The sequence below is a fragment of the Streptomyces sp. NPDC003034 genome (assembly GCF_053591375.1).
In genome coordinates, this window is the sequence record NZ_JBSFTS010000026.1 from 59,652 (window position 1) to 75,066 (window position 15,415).

Sequence of the window (15,415 nt, forward strand, 5' to 3'; positions counted from 1 at the left end):
GGTAGATCCACAAATAGCCCCATGCGAAACTTTTCACATGAGCCTCAGCCGCGCCCCCCGTCGCCGCCGCTCGACCAGCGGCCGCGCCACCTTGCTGACCGCGGTGACCGTCGCGGGCGTCCTGACCCTGACGTCCTGCCTCGGTTCCGACGACGGCGGCAAGCCCTCCGGTAGCGCCGGCGGCAACTACGTCAGGGGCCCGGGCGGCATCTCCACCGTCGCCCACGGGGAGCGCGACGAGGCGCCGAAGCTCGACGGTGAGACGGTCGACGGCGGGAGCCTCGACACCACCGCCCTCAAGGGCAAGATCGTGGTACTGAACGTCTGGGGCTCCTGGTGCCCGCCGTGCCGCGCCGAGGCCCCGCACTTCGCCAAGGTCGCCAAGGAGCTGGAGGCCGCCGGCCAGCCGGTCGCCTTCGTCGGGATCAACACCCGCGACAACAGCAAGCGGAACGCGACCGCCTTCGAGGAGAGCTACGGGATCACCTACCCGAGCCTCTACGACCCGGACGGGAAGCTGATGCTCCGCTTCCCCAAGGGCACGCTCAACCCGCAGGCGATCCCCTCCACGCTCGTCCTCGACAAGGAGGGCCGGATCGCCGCCCGCACGCTGGTCGCGATCAACGAGGCACAGCTGCGCTCCATGATCGACCCGCTCCTCGCGGAGAAGTGACCCCGTGGTCACCGCGGCCACGGCCGTCCCCGCGCTGCTCACCCTCGCCGCCGACCCGGCCGGCGTGAACGCGACCGGCGTCAACACGACCGTCCTGGGCGGCGCGCTGCTGCTGGCCCTGCCGATCTCCGTGCTCGCCGGGCTGGTCTCCTTCTTCTCGCCCTGCGTGCTCCCGCTGGTCCCCGGCTACCTCTCCTACGTGACCGGCGTCAGCGGCGCCGACCTCGCCGAGGCGCGACGCGGCCGGATGCTGGCCGGTGCCAGCCTGTTCATCGCGGGCTTCACGGCCGTCTTCGTCTCCACCGGCGCGCTCTTCGGCTACTTCGGCGCGACCCTCCAGGACAACCGGGCGGTGATCTCCCAGGTCCTGGGCGGTGTGGTGATCGTCCTGGGGCTCTTCTTCATGGGGCTGATCCCGGGGCTGACGATGCGGGAGTTCCGCTTCCACAAGAAGCCCACGACGGGACTGCTCGGCGCGCCCGTGCTGGGCGCGCTGTTCGGCATCGGCTGGACCCCTTGCATGGGCCCGACCCTCGCCGCCGTCAACACGCTCTCCCTCGACCAGGCGAGCGCGGGCCGGGGGGCGCTGCTGACCGTCGCGTACTGCCTCGGGCTGGGCCTGCCCTTCATCCTCGCGGCGATCGCCTTCCGCAAGGCGCTCGGCGCGTTCGGCTGGGTGAAGCGGCACTATGCGTGGGTGATGCGCATCGGTGGCGGCATGCTGGTCCTCACCGGTCTGCTGCTCGTCACAGGTTTGTGGGACAGCATCGTCAGCGACATGCAGAGCTGGACCCAAGGCGTCACGGTGGGGATCTGAGGACTTAACGCACATGAGTACGACTGACAAGGCGTCCACGAAGGCGCCGCACCCGTCCGAGGACCCCTCCGAGAACGACCACGAGCGTGAGCACGAGCACGGGCGCGAGCAGGCGCCCGCGTCCGGGCAGGCCTCCGCGTCCGGGCAGGGGCTCCCGTCCGACGCGGAGCCCGCCCTCGGCGAGGCCGGCGCCCAGCTCTCCACCGCCCCCCTTGAGGACGGCCCCACCGGCCCGGCCGTCGGCATCGGCGTGACCGGATGGGTCCGCTGGTTCTGGCGGCAGCTCACCTCCATGCGGGTGGCGCTGATCCTGCTCTTCCTGCTGTCCCTGGGCTCCATCCCCGGCTCCCTCATCCCGCAGACCCAGGTCGACGCGATGAAGGTCGAGGAATGGAAGCGGACCCACGCCTTCTGGGTCCCCGCCGCCGAGAAGCTCCAGCTCTTCGACGTCTACAGCTCGGTGTGGTTCTCCGCCATCTACATCCTGCTGTTCGTCTCGCTCATCGGCTGCATCGTGCCCCGCACCTGGCAGTTCATCGGTCAGCTCACCGGCCGTCCGCCCGGCGCCCCCAAGCGGCTGGACCGGCTCCCCGCCTACACGACCTGGCGTACGGAGAAGTCCCCCGAGGAGGTCCTCTCGTACGCGCGGACCCTCCTCGCCGGGCGCCGCTTCCGTACGGAGACGGCCGCGGGCGGGGACACGAACGCGGCTGAGAACGCGGCCAGTAACGCGGGCACGAGCGCGGCCAGTAACGCGGGCGGCGGCGCCGTCGCCGCCGAGAAGGGCTATCTGCGCGAGGCCGGGAACCTGGCCTTCCACATCGCCCTGATCGTGTTGCTGGTGGCCTTCGCCACCGGCCAGCTCTTCAAGTCCGAGGGCGGCAAACTCGTCCTGCGCGGCAAGGGCTTCTCGAACACCCTCACCCAGTACGACGACTTCAAATCCGGCAGCCTCTTCGACTCCGACGACCTGCCGCCCTTCTCCTTCACGCTCGACAAGTTCGACGCGACGTACGAGAAGACGGGCCCGCAGAAGGGCACCCCGCGCGATTTCAAGGCGTACGTCACCTACAGCCAGGGCGCGCACGGGGCGCCCAAGCAGGCCGAGATCGAGGTCAACGAGCCCCTCGAAGTCGACGGCTCCAAGATCTACCTCCTCGGCCACGGCTACGCGCCGGTCATCTCGGTGACCGACCCCACCGGCAAGGTGGTCTACAAGGACGCCGTGCCGATGCTCCCCTTCGACTCCAACCTCAGCTCGTCGGGCGCCGTCAAGGTGCCGGACGGCTACCGGAACAAGAACGGCGAAAAGGAACAGCTCGGCTTCAACGCCATGTTCGTCCCGACCTTCGCCGGCGAGGGCAAGGGCACGATGCTCTCGCAGTTCCCGGCGCTGGACTTCCCGGTCCTCGCCCTCAGCGCCTACCACGGCAGCCTGGGCGTGGACGCGGGTCTCCCGCAGAACGTGTACCAGCTGAACACCTCCAAGATGCAGGAGTTCAAGGACGCCGACGGCGCGCTCTTCAAGCAGAAGATGCTGCCCGGCGAGACGATGACGCTGCCGGACGGCGCGGGCACGGTGAAGTTCGAGGGCATCGAGCGGTGGGCCACCTTCCAGGTGTCCCAGCAGCCCGGCAACGGCCTCGCCCTCGCGGGCGCGATCACCGCCATCGCGGGCCTGGCCGCGTCGCTGTTCATCCAGCGCCGCCGCATCTGGGTCCGCGCGGTGACGGGCAAGGACGGGGTCACCGTCGTGGAGATGGCGGGCCTCGGCCGCAGCGAGTCCGCCCGGCTGCCGGAGGAGCTGGCGGTGCTCGCCGCCGCACTGCACGAGCAGGCGCCCTCGGCCCCGCCGGCGCCTGAGCCCGTGCAAGTCGCAGAACCCGTAGATCCCCAAGCACCCCAAGCACCCCAAGAAACCGAAGAGCCCGACGCACCCGAAGCACCAGAAGAAGCCGAAGAAGGAGAGCGCGGATGACGCCGCTCGCAGCCGCAGCCAACGAGAATCTGGCTGAGATCAGCAACTACCTGATCTATTCCTCGATGGCGGTCTACACGCTCGCCTTCCTCGCGCACATCGCCGAGTGGGTCTTCGGAAGCCGCAGCAAGGTGGGCCGTACGGCCGCCGCGCTGACCGCGACCGCCGCCCCGGCGGGCGCTCCGGCCGTGCGGGTCCGAGGCCAGGGCGTCAAGGGCGCCACGGCCGGGGGCACCGTCGTCCTCGACAAGCCGCAGGTCGTGACGCGCTCCGCCACCGGCACCCGCGACGTGCCGGACGGCCCGGGCGCGGCCGGCGGCACCGTGCAGGGCGACATGTACGGGCGGATCGCCGTCTCGCTGACCGCCCTCGGCTTCCTCGTCGAGGCGGCCGGCGTCGTCGCCCGCGCGATGTCGGTGAAGCGGGCCCCCTGGGGCAACATGTACGAGTTCTCGATCACCTTCTCCACGGTGGCCGTCGGCACGTACCTGGTGCTGCTGCTCCTGAAGAAGAACGTCCGCTGGCTCGGCCTGATCCTGGTCACGAGTGTGCTGCTCGACCTCGGCATCGCGGTCAAGGTGCTCTACACCGCCAGTGACCAGCTCGTTCCCGCCCTGGACTCGTACTGGCTGTACATCCACGTCTCCACCGCGATCTTCTGCGGCGCCGTCTTCTACATCGGCGCGGCCGGCACGGTCCTGTACCTGTTCCGGGACGCCTACGAGAGCCACGTCGAGGCGGGCCGCAAGCCGAGCCGGTTCCGTACGTCGGTGATGGAGCGGCTGCCCTCGGCCGCCTCGCTCGACAAGTTCGCCTACCGCATCAACGCGGCCGTCTTCCCGCTGTGGACCTTCACGATCATCGCGGGCGCGATCTGGGCGGGCGACGCCTGGGGCCGTTACTGGGGCTGGGACCCCAAGGAGGTCTGGTCCTTCGTGACCTGGGTGGCGTACGCCTGCTACCTCCACGCCCGGGCCACGGCCGGCTGGAAGGGCCGCAAGGCCGCGTACCTCTCGCTCTTCGCCTTCGCCTGCTGGATCTGGAACTACTACGGCGTGAACATGGTCCTCAACGGCCTGCACTCCTACTCCGGCGTCTGATCCCCGGGCGTCCGATAGTCCGTACCCGGGCGTCCGACCGGCAGGAGTGGGACGCTGGTGTCATGTCTCCTGTGAGCCATGGCACCAGCGAGAGCCGCGGCGAAGGCCGCTGGCGCGTGCATTTCGAACCACACCTGCCATACGCCTACGAGGCCCTGTGGCCCGCCCTGACCACGCCGGAGGGGCTGCGGGACTGGCTGGGCGAGGCAGAGGTACTGGAGCGCCGGCTCGGCGGGGCGGTCACGCTGCGCCTGCCGGACAGCGCGGCGGCGCTGACGGGGCACGTCACCGCTTGGGACATCGAGCGGATCGTGGAGTACACGGTGAGCGAGTACGGCCGGATGCGCTTCCACCTGGAACCGGTGGGCACCGACTCGACGGTCATCCGCTTCGTGAACGAGCACACTTTCGGCGAGGGCGGCGAGGCCCGGTCCCAGCTCCTCGACTGCCTGGCCGACTGGCACGAGCGCTTCGAGCTGCTGGACTCCGCGATGGCGGGGCGCCCGGCGGACCGGGCCGCCCGGACGCCCGACCGCCGGTCGCAGCTGCGCGCCTCGTACGCGTCCCTCGCCACCGCGTAGATCACCACCACCGGCGGCCGCCCCCGGCTCGCTTCCCGGGCTCCCAGTCCCTCAGGGGGTGTCGCCCTTGCCCGGGTCCTTGCCCGGGTCCTTGTCGGGATCCTTGTCGCGATCCTCGTCCAGGTTCTTGCGCGGGTCGCTGCCCGGCTCCTGGCCGTTCTTCGCGTCCAGGTCCCTCTTCGCCCGCCGGTCGCGCTGGTCCCGCTGGTCGCGCTCGTCCCGCAGGGACTTCAGGAACTCCGGGTTGTCGTCGGGCGCCACCCACTGCGTCCGGCGCGCCCGGCCGCCGCCGAAGCCCCCGAAGCCGCTCTCCGCCCCACCGCCGCCGACCGCGGTCCGCTTCTTGCCCGCGAACAGCCAGAGCAGCGGTCCGACGATCGAGAAGAGCAGGATCAGCAGCACCCAGGCGGCCTTGGGAAGGTGCTTGACCTCTTCCTCAGGTGTGTTCAGGCAGTCGATGGCGGCGTAGATGGTGAGCGCGAGGATCAGCAGGATGGGCAGATAGCGCAACACGGTGCGAGACCGACTCCCAGGCAGTGGCGGCGGGCCCGCCTCGGGCCCCGGTGACGCTTCCAGGGTAGTAGGTGACGGATACTGACCCCTATGGCTTACGACGATCTCCGCTCGCTGCTCCGGGCTCTGGAGCGGGAGGGCGACCTCAAGCGCATCAAGGCCGAAGTCGACCCGTACCTGGAGATCGGGGAGATCGTCGACAGAGTGAACAAGGCGGGCGGGCCCGCGCTCCTCTTCGAGAACGTCAAGGGCTCGGCGATGCCGCTGGCCATGAACGTCTTCGGGACCGACCGCCGCCTCCTGAAGGCCCTCGGCCTCAAGTCGTACGGCGAGATCAGCGAGAAGATCGGCGGCCTGCTGAAGCCGGAGCTGCCGCAGGGATTCATCGGCGTCCGCGAGGCCTTCGGCAAGCTCGGCTCGATGGTCCACGTGCCGCCGAAGAAGATCAAGGGCGACGCCCCGGTCCACGAGGTCGTCCTCACCGGCGACGACGTCGACCTGGACCGGCTGCCGGCCCTCTTCACCTGGCCCAAGGACGGCGGGTCCTTCTTCAACCTCGGCCTGACACACACGAAGCACCCCGAGACCGGCGTCCGCAACCTCGGCCTCTACCGCCTCCAGCGCCACGACAAGCGCACCATCGGCATGCACTGGCAGATCCACAAGGACAGCCGCAACCACTACGCGGTCGCCGCCAAGCGCGGCGAGCGGCTGCCGGTCGCCATCGCCTTCGGCTGCCCGCCCGCCGTCACGTACGCGTCCACCGCGCCGCTGCCGGGTGACATCGACGAGTACCTCTTCGCCGGCTTCGTGGCGGGCAAGCGGATCGAGATGGTGGACTGCAAGACCGTGCCGCTCCAGGTGCCCGCCCATGCCGAGGTCGTGATCGAAGGCTGGCTGGAGCCGGGCGAGATGCTGCCGGAGGGTCCCTTCGGCGACCACACCGGCTTCTACACCCCGCAGGAACCCTTCCCGGCGCTGACGATCGACTGCGTGACGATGCGCAAGCGCCCGCTGCTCCAGTCGATCGTGGTCGGCCGGCCGCCGACCGAGGACGGTCCGCTGGGCCGGGCGACGGAGCGTTTCTTCCTCCCGCTGCTGAAGATCATCGTGCCGGACATCGTGGACTACCACCTGCCGGAGTCGGGCGGCTTCCACAACTGCGCGATCGTCTCCATCGACAAGAAGTACCCGAAGCACGCCCAGAAGGTCATGCACGCCATCTGGGGCGCGCACATGATGTCGCTGACCAAGCTGATCATCGTGGTGGACTCCGACTGCGACGTCCACGATCTGCACGAGGTCTCCTGGCGGGCCCTGGGCAATACGGACTACTCCCGCGACCTCACCGTGGTCGAGGGCCCGGTCGACCACCTGGACCATGCCTCCTACCAGCAGTTCTGGGGCGGCAAGGCGGGCATCGACGCCACGAAGAAGCTGCCCGAGGAGGGCTACACCCGCGACGGCGGCTGGCCCGACATGGTCGAGTCCGATCCGGCGACGGCGGCCCTGGTGGACCGGCGCTGGAAGGAGTACGGCCTGTGAGCCCCGCCGTGGGCGGCCCGGCCCTGTTCCTCGGCGGCGATACGTACGTGGCTCTGGTGCGCCCGGAGCTCGACTTGGCGGACCCGGGCGTCCGGGCGGCCGCCGAGCAGGCGGGCGTCTCGCCCGAGGAGTTCGCCGGCCCGGGGAACGTCTGGAGTGTGCTGTGGGACCGGCAGGACGGCGAGGGCGGCGGTTTCGAGCTGCCCGGCCTGCGTGACGCGGAGGCCGACGACTTCGCCGAGCGACTGCTGGCCGCGCTCGCCACGGGCGGCCCGTTCACGGTCGAGGCCGGCGAGGTGCTGCGCCTCGACGCCCGCCCGACCGGCGCGGACGCCTACGCCTTCACCGCGCGGGTCACCCCGCAGGAGGACGCCGGCGCGCAGGAGCAGGAGCCCGTGTCACTGCGGACCGGACCCGTGCCCACCGCCGAGCTCGTGGCCGACCTCGAAGAGTTCCGCGGGAGCCTCGCATGATGACCACCGCCGACGGCGTGACCGGGCCGGGGCCGGGGCATGGCTCCGGGCCGGGGCCGGGAGCTGGATCCGGGCCCGGCCCCGGGCCTGGTGGATCAGCGCCGGCGCCGCAGGCCAGCGGCAAGGTCAAGGCCTTCCTGCGGCTCGTGATGATCGAGCACTCGGTCTTCGCGCTGCCCTTCGCCTACATCGCCGCCCTCACCGCCATGTTCCAGCTCGACCGGAGCGCGCACTGGGTCGAGCTGCTGCTCGTCACCGTCTGCATGGTGGGGCTGCGGACCTTCGCGATGGCCGCCAACCGCATCATCGACCGCGAGATCGACGCCCGGAACCCCCGCACGGCCGGCCGCGAGCTGGTCACCGGCGCGGTGTCCGTCCGCACCGCCTGGACGGGGGCCGGGGTCGCGCTCGCCGTCTTCCTCGGCTCGGCGGCGCTGCTGAACCCGCTCTGCCTGATGCTGGCGCCCATCGCGGTGATCCCGATGGTGGTGTACCCGTACGGCAAGCGCTTCACCGATTTCCCGCACGCCATCCTCGGCCTCGCCCAGGCGATGGGCCCGGTCGGCGCCTGGCTGGCGGTCACCGGTGCGTGGTCCTGGGACGCGGTGGTGCTCGGCCTCGCGGTGGGCGTGTGGATCGGCGGCTTCGACCTGATCTTCGCCTGCCAGGACGTCGCCGCGGACCGCGTGGAGGGCGTCAAGTCCGTCCCCGCCCGCTTCGGCGTCCCGGCCGCCCTGTGGGGAGCCCGCGCCGCGCACGTGGTCACCACCGGACTGCTGGCCTGGTACGCCCTGGCCACGGACGCGGGCGCGCTCTTCTGGGCGGGTCTGGCGGTCGTCGCCGGAGCCTTCGTCTACGAGCACACCATCGTGAAGCCGCACGACCTGTCCCGGCTGAACCGCGCCTTCTTCACGGTCAACGGCGCGATCGGGATCGGACTCTTCCTCTTCGCCCTGGCCGACCTGCTGGTGCGGGGCCTCAGGCCGTAAGGGCGCCCCGCGCCCCCGCGGGGCCCGCCCGGCCCGGCCGGCGCAGGAGGAGGGCCGTGCCCACGCCCGCTATGAGCCCGAAGAGGTGGCCCTGCCAGCTGACGGTGGAATCGGTGGGCATGACGCCGGCCAGGAAGGTCGTGCCCCAGAAGGCGGCGATGAGCATGCCGACCGCCACGCCCAGCGGCCGCCGCTCGACGAAGCCGCGGACCAGCAGATAGCCGAAGAGGCCGAAGATCAGACCCGACGCGCCCGCGGTGACGCTGTGGGACGGGGACACCAGCCAGACGCCGAGCCCGTCCACGACGACGACGGCGGCGCAGACGGCCAGGAAGCGTCGTATCCCGCTGAGGGCGGCCACGAAGCCGAGCACCAGCAGCGGAACGGTGTTCGACGCCACGTGGTCGAAGCCGAAGTGGAGGAAGGGTGCCAGCGGTATCCCGGTCAGCCCCTCCGTCTCGCGGGGGACGATCCCGTACCCGTCCAGCGCATGGCCGGTGGCCAGATCGACCAGCTCGACCAGCCACAGCAGGGTCACCCAGCCCACCATGAGCAGTCCGGCCGCCCTGGCCCGGGCGGCCTGCGTCCACGCCCGTCCTCCCGGCCCCTGTCCCGGTTCGTATCCCGGTCCCTGTCCCCGCATGCCCGGTCCGTCCATCCCCGGTCCCCGCATCGCGCTCATCGTCGCCCCCTCGTCACACCCTTACCCCTCCAACGTCGGGACACCTTGGCGAGTGCCCGCCCGTGGTGGCCGGATAGTCTCGGTGGCATGACTCAGCGCAATCGCACCCCGTGGGTGGTCGGGGTTTCCGGAGCGTCCGGGACGCCGTACGCGGCGGCGGTGCTCCGCGGACTGCTCGCGGCGGGGGAGAGTGTGGACCTGGTGGTCAGCCGGGCTTCGCGGCTGACCCTGCTGGACGAGACCGGCATCGCCTTCCGCGACGCCCACTGGCGCGAGGACCTGGCCGAGTGGCTGAGCCGTGGCGCCGACGGCAAGCCGGGGACCTTCGCACCGCCCGTGGGCGACGTCCGCTACTGGGGCGCCGGGGACCTGGCGGCCGGTCCGAGCTCGGGCTCGTACTCCGTCAAGGGGATGCTCATCGTGCCCGCGTCCACGGCCTGCGTGGCGGGCGTGGCGCTCGGGCTGTCGAAGGACCTGCTCCAGCGCGTGGCGAGTGTGACGCTCAAGGAGCGGCGCCGGCTGGTGGTCGCGGTGCGGGAGACCCCGCTGAGCGGTCAGACGCTGAAGCACCTGGTGTCGCTGGACGAGGCGGGCGCGATCGTGCTGCCCGCCTCGCCGGCGTTCTACGCGGGTGCGACGCACATCCAGGATCTGGTGGACTTCGTCGCGGGGCGGGTGCTGGACGCGGCAGGGGTGCCGCACCGGCTGTACCGCCGTTGGGAGGGCGAGCTCGGCGCCTCCCGCCCCGTCCAGGAGACGGGCGGGCCGGACCGGGCGGGCGCGGCCGACACGGCGAGCGGGTCCGACGCGGCGGGCGGGCCCGACGCGGCGAGCGGCGGTGGCTAGCGCTTGCGGGCGGTGCGCGGCTTGCGGGTCTCGTCCACGCGGTGCGCGGCGGTCGGCTGGTGGGCACGGGATCGGTTGGCCAGCTCCTGGAGCTGTCGCATGTGTGCGTAGGCCATCTCGATCGTGTACACGGTGAACCACTCCTGAAGATCGTCATTGATCTGCTGAAAGATTTCACAGGGTGTTGACCCTGTGTGCCTTAGATTCTATACCTAGACTTGCAGGATCACCGAATAATGGAAGGCTCCACGTAAATGGACACGGTGGACAGGCAGCTCATCCAGGCACTCCGGGAAAACGGTCGTGCCTCGTACGCGGAGCTGGGCCGTCTCGTGGGCCTCTCCGGCCCCAGCGTCACCGACCGGATCAACCGTCTGGAGTCGGCCGGTGTCATCACCGGCTACCGCGCGACCGTGGACGCGGCCTCGCTCGGCCTCGGCGTCACGGCGCTGATCGGCATCTCCCTCTCCGACGCGGCGGACCACGAGGACGTGGCCCGGCGGCTGCGCGACCTCGCGGAGATCGAGGACTGCTGGTTCATCGCCGGTGACGACTCCTTCATGCTGAAGGTGCGCGCCAGCGACGTGGACGGCCTGGAGAAGATCATCCGTCGGCTCTCCGGCACCAAGGGCGTTTCGCGCACCCGCACCACGATCGTCCTCTCCACGAAGTGGGAGAACCGGGTCGGGGATCTGCCCGAGGAGTCCTGAGAGTACGGTGGGTCGGGTTGGACAAGGGCGGTAGACGGCCGGCGGCAGGCAGGCGGCCGGCCGAGGCGGGACGAATGAGGAGGAGACCGGTGGACGCTGGGCTCAAGCGTGAGCTGGAGGAGAAGGTCCGCTCCGGCGAGCGGCTGACCCGGGAGGACGGTATCGCCCTCTACGAGTCCGACGACCTGGCCTGGCTGGGCGGCCTCGCCCACGAGGTGCGCACGCGCAAGAACGGCGACGTCGTCCACTTCAACGTCAACCGCCACCTCAACATGACCAACGTGTGCACCGCCTCGTGCGCGTACTGCTCGTTCCAGCGCAAGCCGGGCGAGAAGGACGCGTACACGATGCGCATCGAGGAGGCCGTCCGCCTGGCCAAGGCCATGGAGAACGAGAACCTCACCGAGCTGCACATCGTCAACGGCCTGCACCCGAACCTGCCGTGGCGCTACTACCCGCGCTCGCTCTCGGAGCTGAAGAAGGCGCTGCCGAACGTCTCGCTGAAGGCGTTCACGGCGACGGAGATCCACCACTTCGAGACGATCTCCGGCATGTCGGCCTCCGACATCCTGGACGAGCTGATCGAGGCGGGCCTTGAGTCGCTCACGGGCGGCGGCGCGGAGATCTTCGACTGGGAGGTCCGCCAGCACATCGTGGACCACCGCACCCACTGGGAAGACTGGTCGCGCATCCACCGGCTCGCACACTCGAAGGGCCTCAAGACCCCCTCGACGATGCTGTACGGGCACATCGAGGAGCCGCGCCACCGCGTGGACCACGTACTGCGGCTGCGGGAGCTCCAGGACGAGACCGGCGGTTTCCAGGTCTTCATCCCGCTGCGCTACCAGCACGACTTCGTGGACATGCAGGACGGCAAGGTCCGCAACAAGCTCCAGGCGCGGACGACGATGGCGACGGGCGCCGAGGCCCTGAAGACCTTCGCGGTCTCGCGGCTGCTCTTCGACAACGTGCCGCACGTCAAGGTGTTCTGGGTGATGCACGGCGTGCAGACCGCCCAGCTCGCGCTGCAGCACGGCGCGGACGACATGGACGGCTCGGTCGTGGAGTACAAGATCACGCACGACGCGGACAACTACGGCACCCCGAACAAGCTGGGCCGTGAGGATCTGCTGGAGCTGATCCGCGACGCGGGCTTCCGCCCCGTCGAGCGCAACACGCGCTACGAGATCATCCGCGAGTACCCGGGCCCGGACGCGGACCTGCGCGAGACCCCGCAGGCGATGCGGGTCTGAGGCCGGTCCGACCTGCGGCTCTGGCCTACGGGTCTTGCCTGCGGCTCCGGCCTACGGGTCTGACCTGTGGGTCTGACCTGCGGTCCGGTACGAGTCCGCTGCGATTCTGTACGGGTCCGGGCGGACGCCTGACCCGCGCCGCCTGACCCGCGCCGTACGCCGCCGAGCCCCGGTCCGCCACCCACGCGGACCGGGGCTCCGTCGTGTCCGTCGTGTCCGTCGTATCCGTCGGCTGCGGCGGGCGCTGCCCACCCGCTGGTGGCACCCCGGCCGCAGTAATAGATACTCTTCGCGAATGGCCCTTACCTTCACCTTCGACCCGGTCATCGATCCCGCCCTGCGCGACGGCATCACGGACCTCTGGACCGATGTCTCCAACGCGGGCGGCGCGGTCGGCTTCGTCCCGCCCGTGACCGCCGACGACATCCGCCCCGAGTTGCTGGCGCACCTCGCCGCGATGGCCGAGGGCCGGCGCCGCCTGGTCGTCGGGCGGGAGGCGGGCGGCCGGGTGGCGGCCGCCGCGTTCCTCGCCCTCAACACGCACCGGCTCCAGCTCCACTGGGTGTGGGCGTACACGGTGATGGTCCATCCGGCCGATCAGGGCAAGGGGTACGGCCGCGAGCTGATGGAGGCCGTCGCCGACGCCGCCCGCACGATGGACGGCATCCAGGCCATCCGCCTCGCCTGCCGGGGCGGGCTCGGCCTGGAGGACTTCTACGCCTCCTGCGGCTACAAGGAGGTCGGCCGCGTGCCCGACGCCATCCGCGTCGCCCCGGGCGACGACCGCGACGACATCACCATGCTGCTGCCACTGGGCTGACGGCCGGGGCCGGCCGCCGCGTGCGGCCGCCGCGCCGCCTGCCGCACGACCCCGAGGGCCGGGGGGCGGCGTGCGGCGTGCTTCACTTGACGGGCACGTGATGCCGTACGACGACGAGAGAGAAGGGGTCACCGTGTCCCTCAAGCCGAGCGCGACGATCCGATACACCGCGATGCGCCTGGGCATCTTCGTCGGGTGCTTCTTCGCCGTCTGGGGGCTGGTCCGCCTCGGCTGGGTGCCCGCCGGGCTCGGGGATGCCAACCTCGCCTGGGTCGCGTTGCTCGCCCTGGTGCTGTCCGCGCCGCTGTCCTTCGTACTCCTGCGCCGTCAGCGGGACGAGATGTCGGCGCAGATCGCCGGACGCGTCGCGGGTGCGAAGGAGAAGCTCGCCGCGAACCGCAGCCAGGAGGACGGGGCCGACGACGCCGCGCGCGTCACCTCCTGACGCCCCGACCGGCCGAGTTGCCTTCCTCACACATCCAACCGCCCCAGCGCCGGGAATACCGCCCGTAGCGCTGGGGCGTTGGCGTTTCCCGGACCGCTTCGAGGGGCGGCGAACGCCCGCGGCTCAAAGAACCCCTTTGAGATTCTCAAAGGGGAAGTGTTAGCGTGACGGTCATGTCGACCCCACTCGCGCACCCGATGACGACGAGCGTCCCGCTCGTGGCGCGCCTGCATGTCGACCTCTGCCGCCGTGTGTCCGCGGCCTGTTGCTGCTGTCGCTGATCACCGCCACTCGGGGCGCCGTCACCACGCGGCACGTGCCACGTGACGCGCACTGCGCGTTGACCGCCAGCGCCGATCACCGACTGCCACCGAGTGCTGATCGCCGGTCCGATGCAGCAGCGGCCCCGGCCGGCCTTTTTCCGGCTGGCGCACCGATCACCGCCACCACCATCGCCGCCCCGCAGAACCGTCCCGCCAGCCCCCGTGCGCCACTTCCGGAGAGTGTCCGTGTCCGCGACCCCCCAGGCCCCCGCCCCCGCGAAGGCCTCCTTCCGCTTCCCTTTCTGGGCCCAGATCATCGCCGGTCTCGTCCTCGGCGTGCTCTTCGGCTGGATAGCCCGCAGCCAGGACGTCAGCTGGCTGAAGACCACCCTGGAGCAGGTCGGTGACCTCTTCGTCCAGCTGCTGAAGCTGGCCGTCGCCCCGCTGGTCTTCTTCGCGATCCTGGTCTCCATCACCAACCTGCGGAAGGTGAACAACGCCGCGCGGCTCGCCTCCCGCACGCTGCTCTGGTTCATGATCACCTCGCTGATCGCGGTCGGTATCGGCCTCGCGATCGGCCTGCTGACCAACCCGGGCTCGGGCACCGGCCTCACCCCGCAGGACGGCAAGCTGCCCAAGCGCACCGGCTCCTGGATCGACTTCCTGACCGGCATCGTGCCGAAGGACGTCATCACGCCCTTCACCGAGCTGAACGTCCTGCAGATCGTCTTCATGGCCGCCGTCGCCGGTATCGCCGCCCTCCAGCTCGGCAGCAAGGCGCAGCCGGTGCTGAACGTCGCCGAAGCCGTCCTGGAGCTGCTGCAGAAGGCCCTGTGGTGGGTCATCCGCCTCGCCCCCATCGGCACCGTCGGCCTGATCGGCACCGCGATCGCCACGTACGGCTGGGAGCTGATCGGCAAGTACGCGACCTTCACGGCGGACGTCTACATCGGTTGCGCGATCGTCATGTTCGGCGTCTACCCGCTGCTCCTGGCGACGGTCGCCAAGGTCAGCCCGGTCCAGTTCTTCAAGGGCGCCTGGCCCGCCATCCAGCTGGCCTTCGTCTCCCGCTCCTCGGTCGGCACGATGCCGGTCACCCAGAAGGTCACCGAGCGCCTCGGCGTCCCGAAGGAGTACGCGTCCTTCGCCGTCCCCTTCGGCGCCACGACCAAGATGGACGGCTGCGCCGCGATCTACCCGGCGCTCGCCGCGATCTTCATTGCGCAGATCTTCGACGTGCAGCTGGGCATCAAGGAGTACCTGCTCATCGCCTTCGTGTCGGTGGTCGGTTCGGCCGCCACGGCCGGCCTGACGGGTGCCACGGTCATGCTGACCCTGACGCTGTCCACCTTGGGTCTGCCCCTGGAGGGCGTGGGTCTGCTGATGGCGATCGACCCGATCCTGGACATGATCCGTACCGCCACCAACGTGGCCGGTCAGGCGGTCGTCCCGGTCATCGTCTCGGCCCGCGAGGGTATCCTCGACAAGAAGGCCTACGCTTCCGCCTCGGCCTCCCCGCTGGACGACACGTCCCCGTCCACCACCAAGGCGGAGCCGGTCGCCGTCCCGGCCTGACGCCCCCGGGCCTCCCCGTACTCGCCGCAGCCCCCGCCCCCGTCCGGGCGGGGGCTGTGGCGTGTCTACTCCGGTTTCGCCTGCGGATCCACGTGATCACGCCGAGGAGGGTTCTCCCTGTTGTGGCTGCCCTGCGCGGGCGGCGGGCGTGG

The 15,415-nt window shown here is 70.5% G+C and carries 17 protein-coding genes; 14 read left to right on the forward strand and 3 right to left on the reverse strand.

What is annotated here, in order from left to right:
• The first annotated feature begins 37 nt into the window (after positions 1 to 37).
• The 5 genes from ACWDX7_RS23395 to ACWDX7_RS23415 all read left to right on the forward strand — a co-directional run bounded on the left by ACWDX7_RS23395 (position 38) and on the right by ACWDX7_RS23415 (position 5,149).
• On the forward strand, positions 38 to 673 hold the full coding sequence (locus tag ACWDX7_RS23395) for a TlpA family protein disulfide reductase (RefSeq protein WP_451489091.1): 636 nt from the start codon (positions 38 to 40) through the stop codon (positions 671 to 673).
• Between the two features lie 4 nt (positions 674 to 677).
• On the forward strand, positions 678 to 1,490 hold the full coding sequence (locus tag ACWDX7_RS23400) for a cytochrome c biogenesis CcdA family protein (protein WP_451489090.1): 813 nt from the start codon (positions 678 to 680) through the stop codon (positions 1,488 to 1,490).
• Positions 1,491 to 1,503: 13 nt separating this feature from the next.
• The gene (resB, locus tag ACWDX7_RS23405) at positions 1,504 to 3,468 is read left to right on the forward strand and encodes a cytochrome c biogenesis protein ResB (RefSeq protein WP_451489089.1); all 1,965 of its coding nucleotides are present in this window, start codon (positions 1,504 to 1,506) and stop codon (positions 3,466 to 3,468) included.
• Positions 3,465 to 4,568, forward strand: a complete 1,104-nt coding sequence (gene ccsB, locus ACWDX7_RS23410; protein WP_451489088.1) for a c-type cytochrome biogenesis protein CcsB — start codon at positions 3,465 to 3,467, stop codon at positions 4,566 to 4,568. The genes resB and ccsB overlap by 4 nt, the downstream gene beginning before the upstream one ends.
• Before the next feature lie 62 nt (positions 4,569 to 4,630).
• The gene (locus ACWDX7_RS23415; protein ID WP_451489087.1) at positions 4,631 to 5,149 is read left to right on the forward strand and encodes an SRPBCC domain-containing protein; all 519 of its coding nucleotides are present in this window, start codon (positions 4,631 to 4,633) and stop codon (positions 5,147 to 5,149) included.
• A 51-nt stretch (positions 5,150 to 5,200) separates the two neighbouring features.
• Here the strand turns inward: ACWDX7_RS23415 and ACWDX7_RS23420 are convergent, their stop codons facing one another.
• Positions 5,201 to 5,662: a PLD nuclease N-terminal domain-containing protein gene (locus tag ACWDX7_RS23420; RefSeq protein ID WP_451489086.1), complete on the reverse strand. Its 462-nt coding sequence runs from the start codon at positions 5,660 to 5,662 to the stop codon at positions 5,201 to 5,203.
• Between the two features lie 90 nt (positions 5,663 to 5,752).
• Between ACWDX7_RS23420 and ACWDX7_RS23425 the strand changes: the two genes are divergently transcribed.
• The 3 genes from ACWDX7_RS23425 to mqnP are packed head-to-tail and all read left to right on the forward strand — an operon-like array spanning position 5,753 to position 8,669.
• Complete coding sequence (locus ACWDX7_RS23425; RefSeq protein ID WP_451489085.1) at positions 5,753 to 7,207, forward strand: menaquinone biosynthesis decarboxylase; 1,455 nt, start codon at positions 5,753 to 5,755, stop codon at positions 7,205 to 7,207.
• Positions 7,204 to 7,680: a hypothetical protein gene (locus tag ACWDX7_RS23430; RefSeq protein ID WP_451489084.1), complete on the forward strand. Its 477-nt coding sequence runs from the start codon at positions 7,204 to 7,206 to the stop codon at positions 7,678 to 7,680. Before ACWDX7_RS23425 ends, ACWDX7_RS23430 begins: the two co-directional genes overlap by 4 nt.
• Positions 7,677 to 8,669 carry a menaquinone biosynthesis prenyltransferase MqnP gene (gene mqnP / locus ACWDX7_RS23435; RefSeq protein ID WP_451489083.1) on the forward strand — a complete coding sequence of 331 codons (993 nt, stop codon included), beginning with the start codon at positions 7,677 to 7,679 and terminating at the stop codon, positions 8,667 to 8,669. Before ACWDX7_RS23430 ends, mqnP begins: the two co-directional genes overlap by 4 nt.
• Here the strand turns inward: mqnP and ACWDX7_RS23440 are convergent.
• Positions 8,659 to 9,312: a rhomboid family intramembrane serine protease gene (locus ACWDX7_RS23440; protein WP_451489159.1), complete on the reverse strand. Its 654-nt coding sequence runs from the start codon at positions 9,310 to 9,312 to the stop codon at positions 8,659 to 8,661. The genes mqnP and ACWDX7_RS23440 overlap by 11 nt on opposite strands.
• Before the next feature lie 126 nt (positions 9,313 to 9,438).
• On the opposite strand from ACWDX7_RS23440, the gene ACWDX7_RS23445 reads away from it, so the two are divergent.
• Entirely contained in the window at positions 9,439 to 10,197 is a 759-nt protein-coding gene (locus ACWDX7_RS23445) for a UbiX family flavin prenyltransferase (protein ID WP_451489082.1), read from the forward strand.
• Here the strand turns inward: ACWDX7_RS23445 and ACWDX7_RS23450 are convergent.
• Complete coding sequence (locus tag ACWDX7_RS23450; protein WP_451489160.1) at positions 10,194 to 10,328, reverse strand: hypothetical protein; 135 nt, start codon at positions 10,326 to 10,328, stop codon at positions 10,194 to 10,196. The genes ACWDX7_RS23445 and ACWDX7_RS23450 overlap by 4 nt on opposite strands.
• A 123-nt stretch (positions 10,329 to 10,451) precedes the next feature.
• Between ACWDX7_RS23450 and ACWDX7_RS23455 the strand changes: the two genes are divergently transcribed.
• The 5 genes from ACWDX7_RS23455 to ACWDX7_RS23475 all read left to right on the forward strand — a co-directional run bounded on the left by ACWDX7_RS23455 (position 10,452) and on the right by ACWDX7_RS23475 (position 15,263).
• Positions 10,452 to 10,907, forward strand: a complete 456-nt coding sequence (locus tag ACWDX7_RS23455; RefSeq protein ID WP_451489081.1) for an Lrp/AsnC family transcriptional regulator — start codon at positions 10,452 to 10,454, stop codon at positions 10,905 to 10,907.
• Positions 10,908 to 10,996: 89 nt separating this feature from the next.
• Positions 10,997 to 12,160 (forward strand): aminofutalosine synthase MqnE, encoded by a 1,164-nt coding sequence (gene mqnE, locus ACWDX7_RS23460; protein WP_451489080.1) that lies wholly within the window; start codon positions 10,997 to 10,999, stop codon positions 12,158 to 12,160.
• 295 nt (positions 12,161 to 12,455) lie between these two features.
• Positions 12,456 to 12,980: an N-acetyltransferase family protein gene (locus ACWDX7_RS23465; protein ID WP_451489079.1), complete on the forward strand. Its 525-nt coding sequence runs from the start codon at positions 12,456 to 12,458 to the stop codon at positions 12,978 to 12,980.
• 133 nt (positions 12,981 to 13,113) lie between these two features.
• Positions 13,114 to 13,425: a DUF4229 domain-containing protein gene (locus tag ACWDX7_RS23470; RefSeq protein ID WP_451751541.1), complete on the forward strand. Its 312-nt coding sequence runs from the start codon at positions 13,114 to 13,116 to the stop codon at positions 13,423 to 13,425.
• Between the two features lie 503 nt (positions 13,426 to 13,928).
• Positions 13,929 to 15,263 (forward strand): dicarboxylate/amino acid:cation symporter, encoded by a 1,335-nt coding sequence (locus ACWDX7_RS23475; protein ID WP_451489077.1) that lies wholly within the window; start codon positions 13,929 to 13,931, stop codon positions 15,261 to 15,263.
• Positions 15,264 to 15,415: the final 152 nt, after the last annotated feature.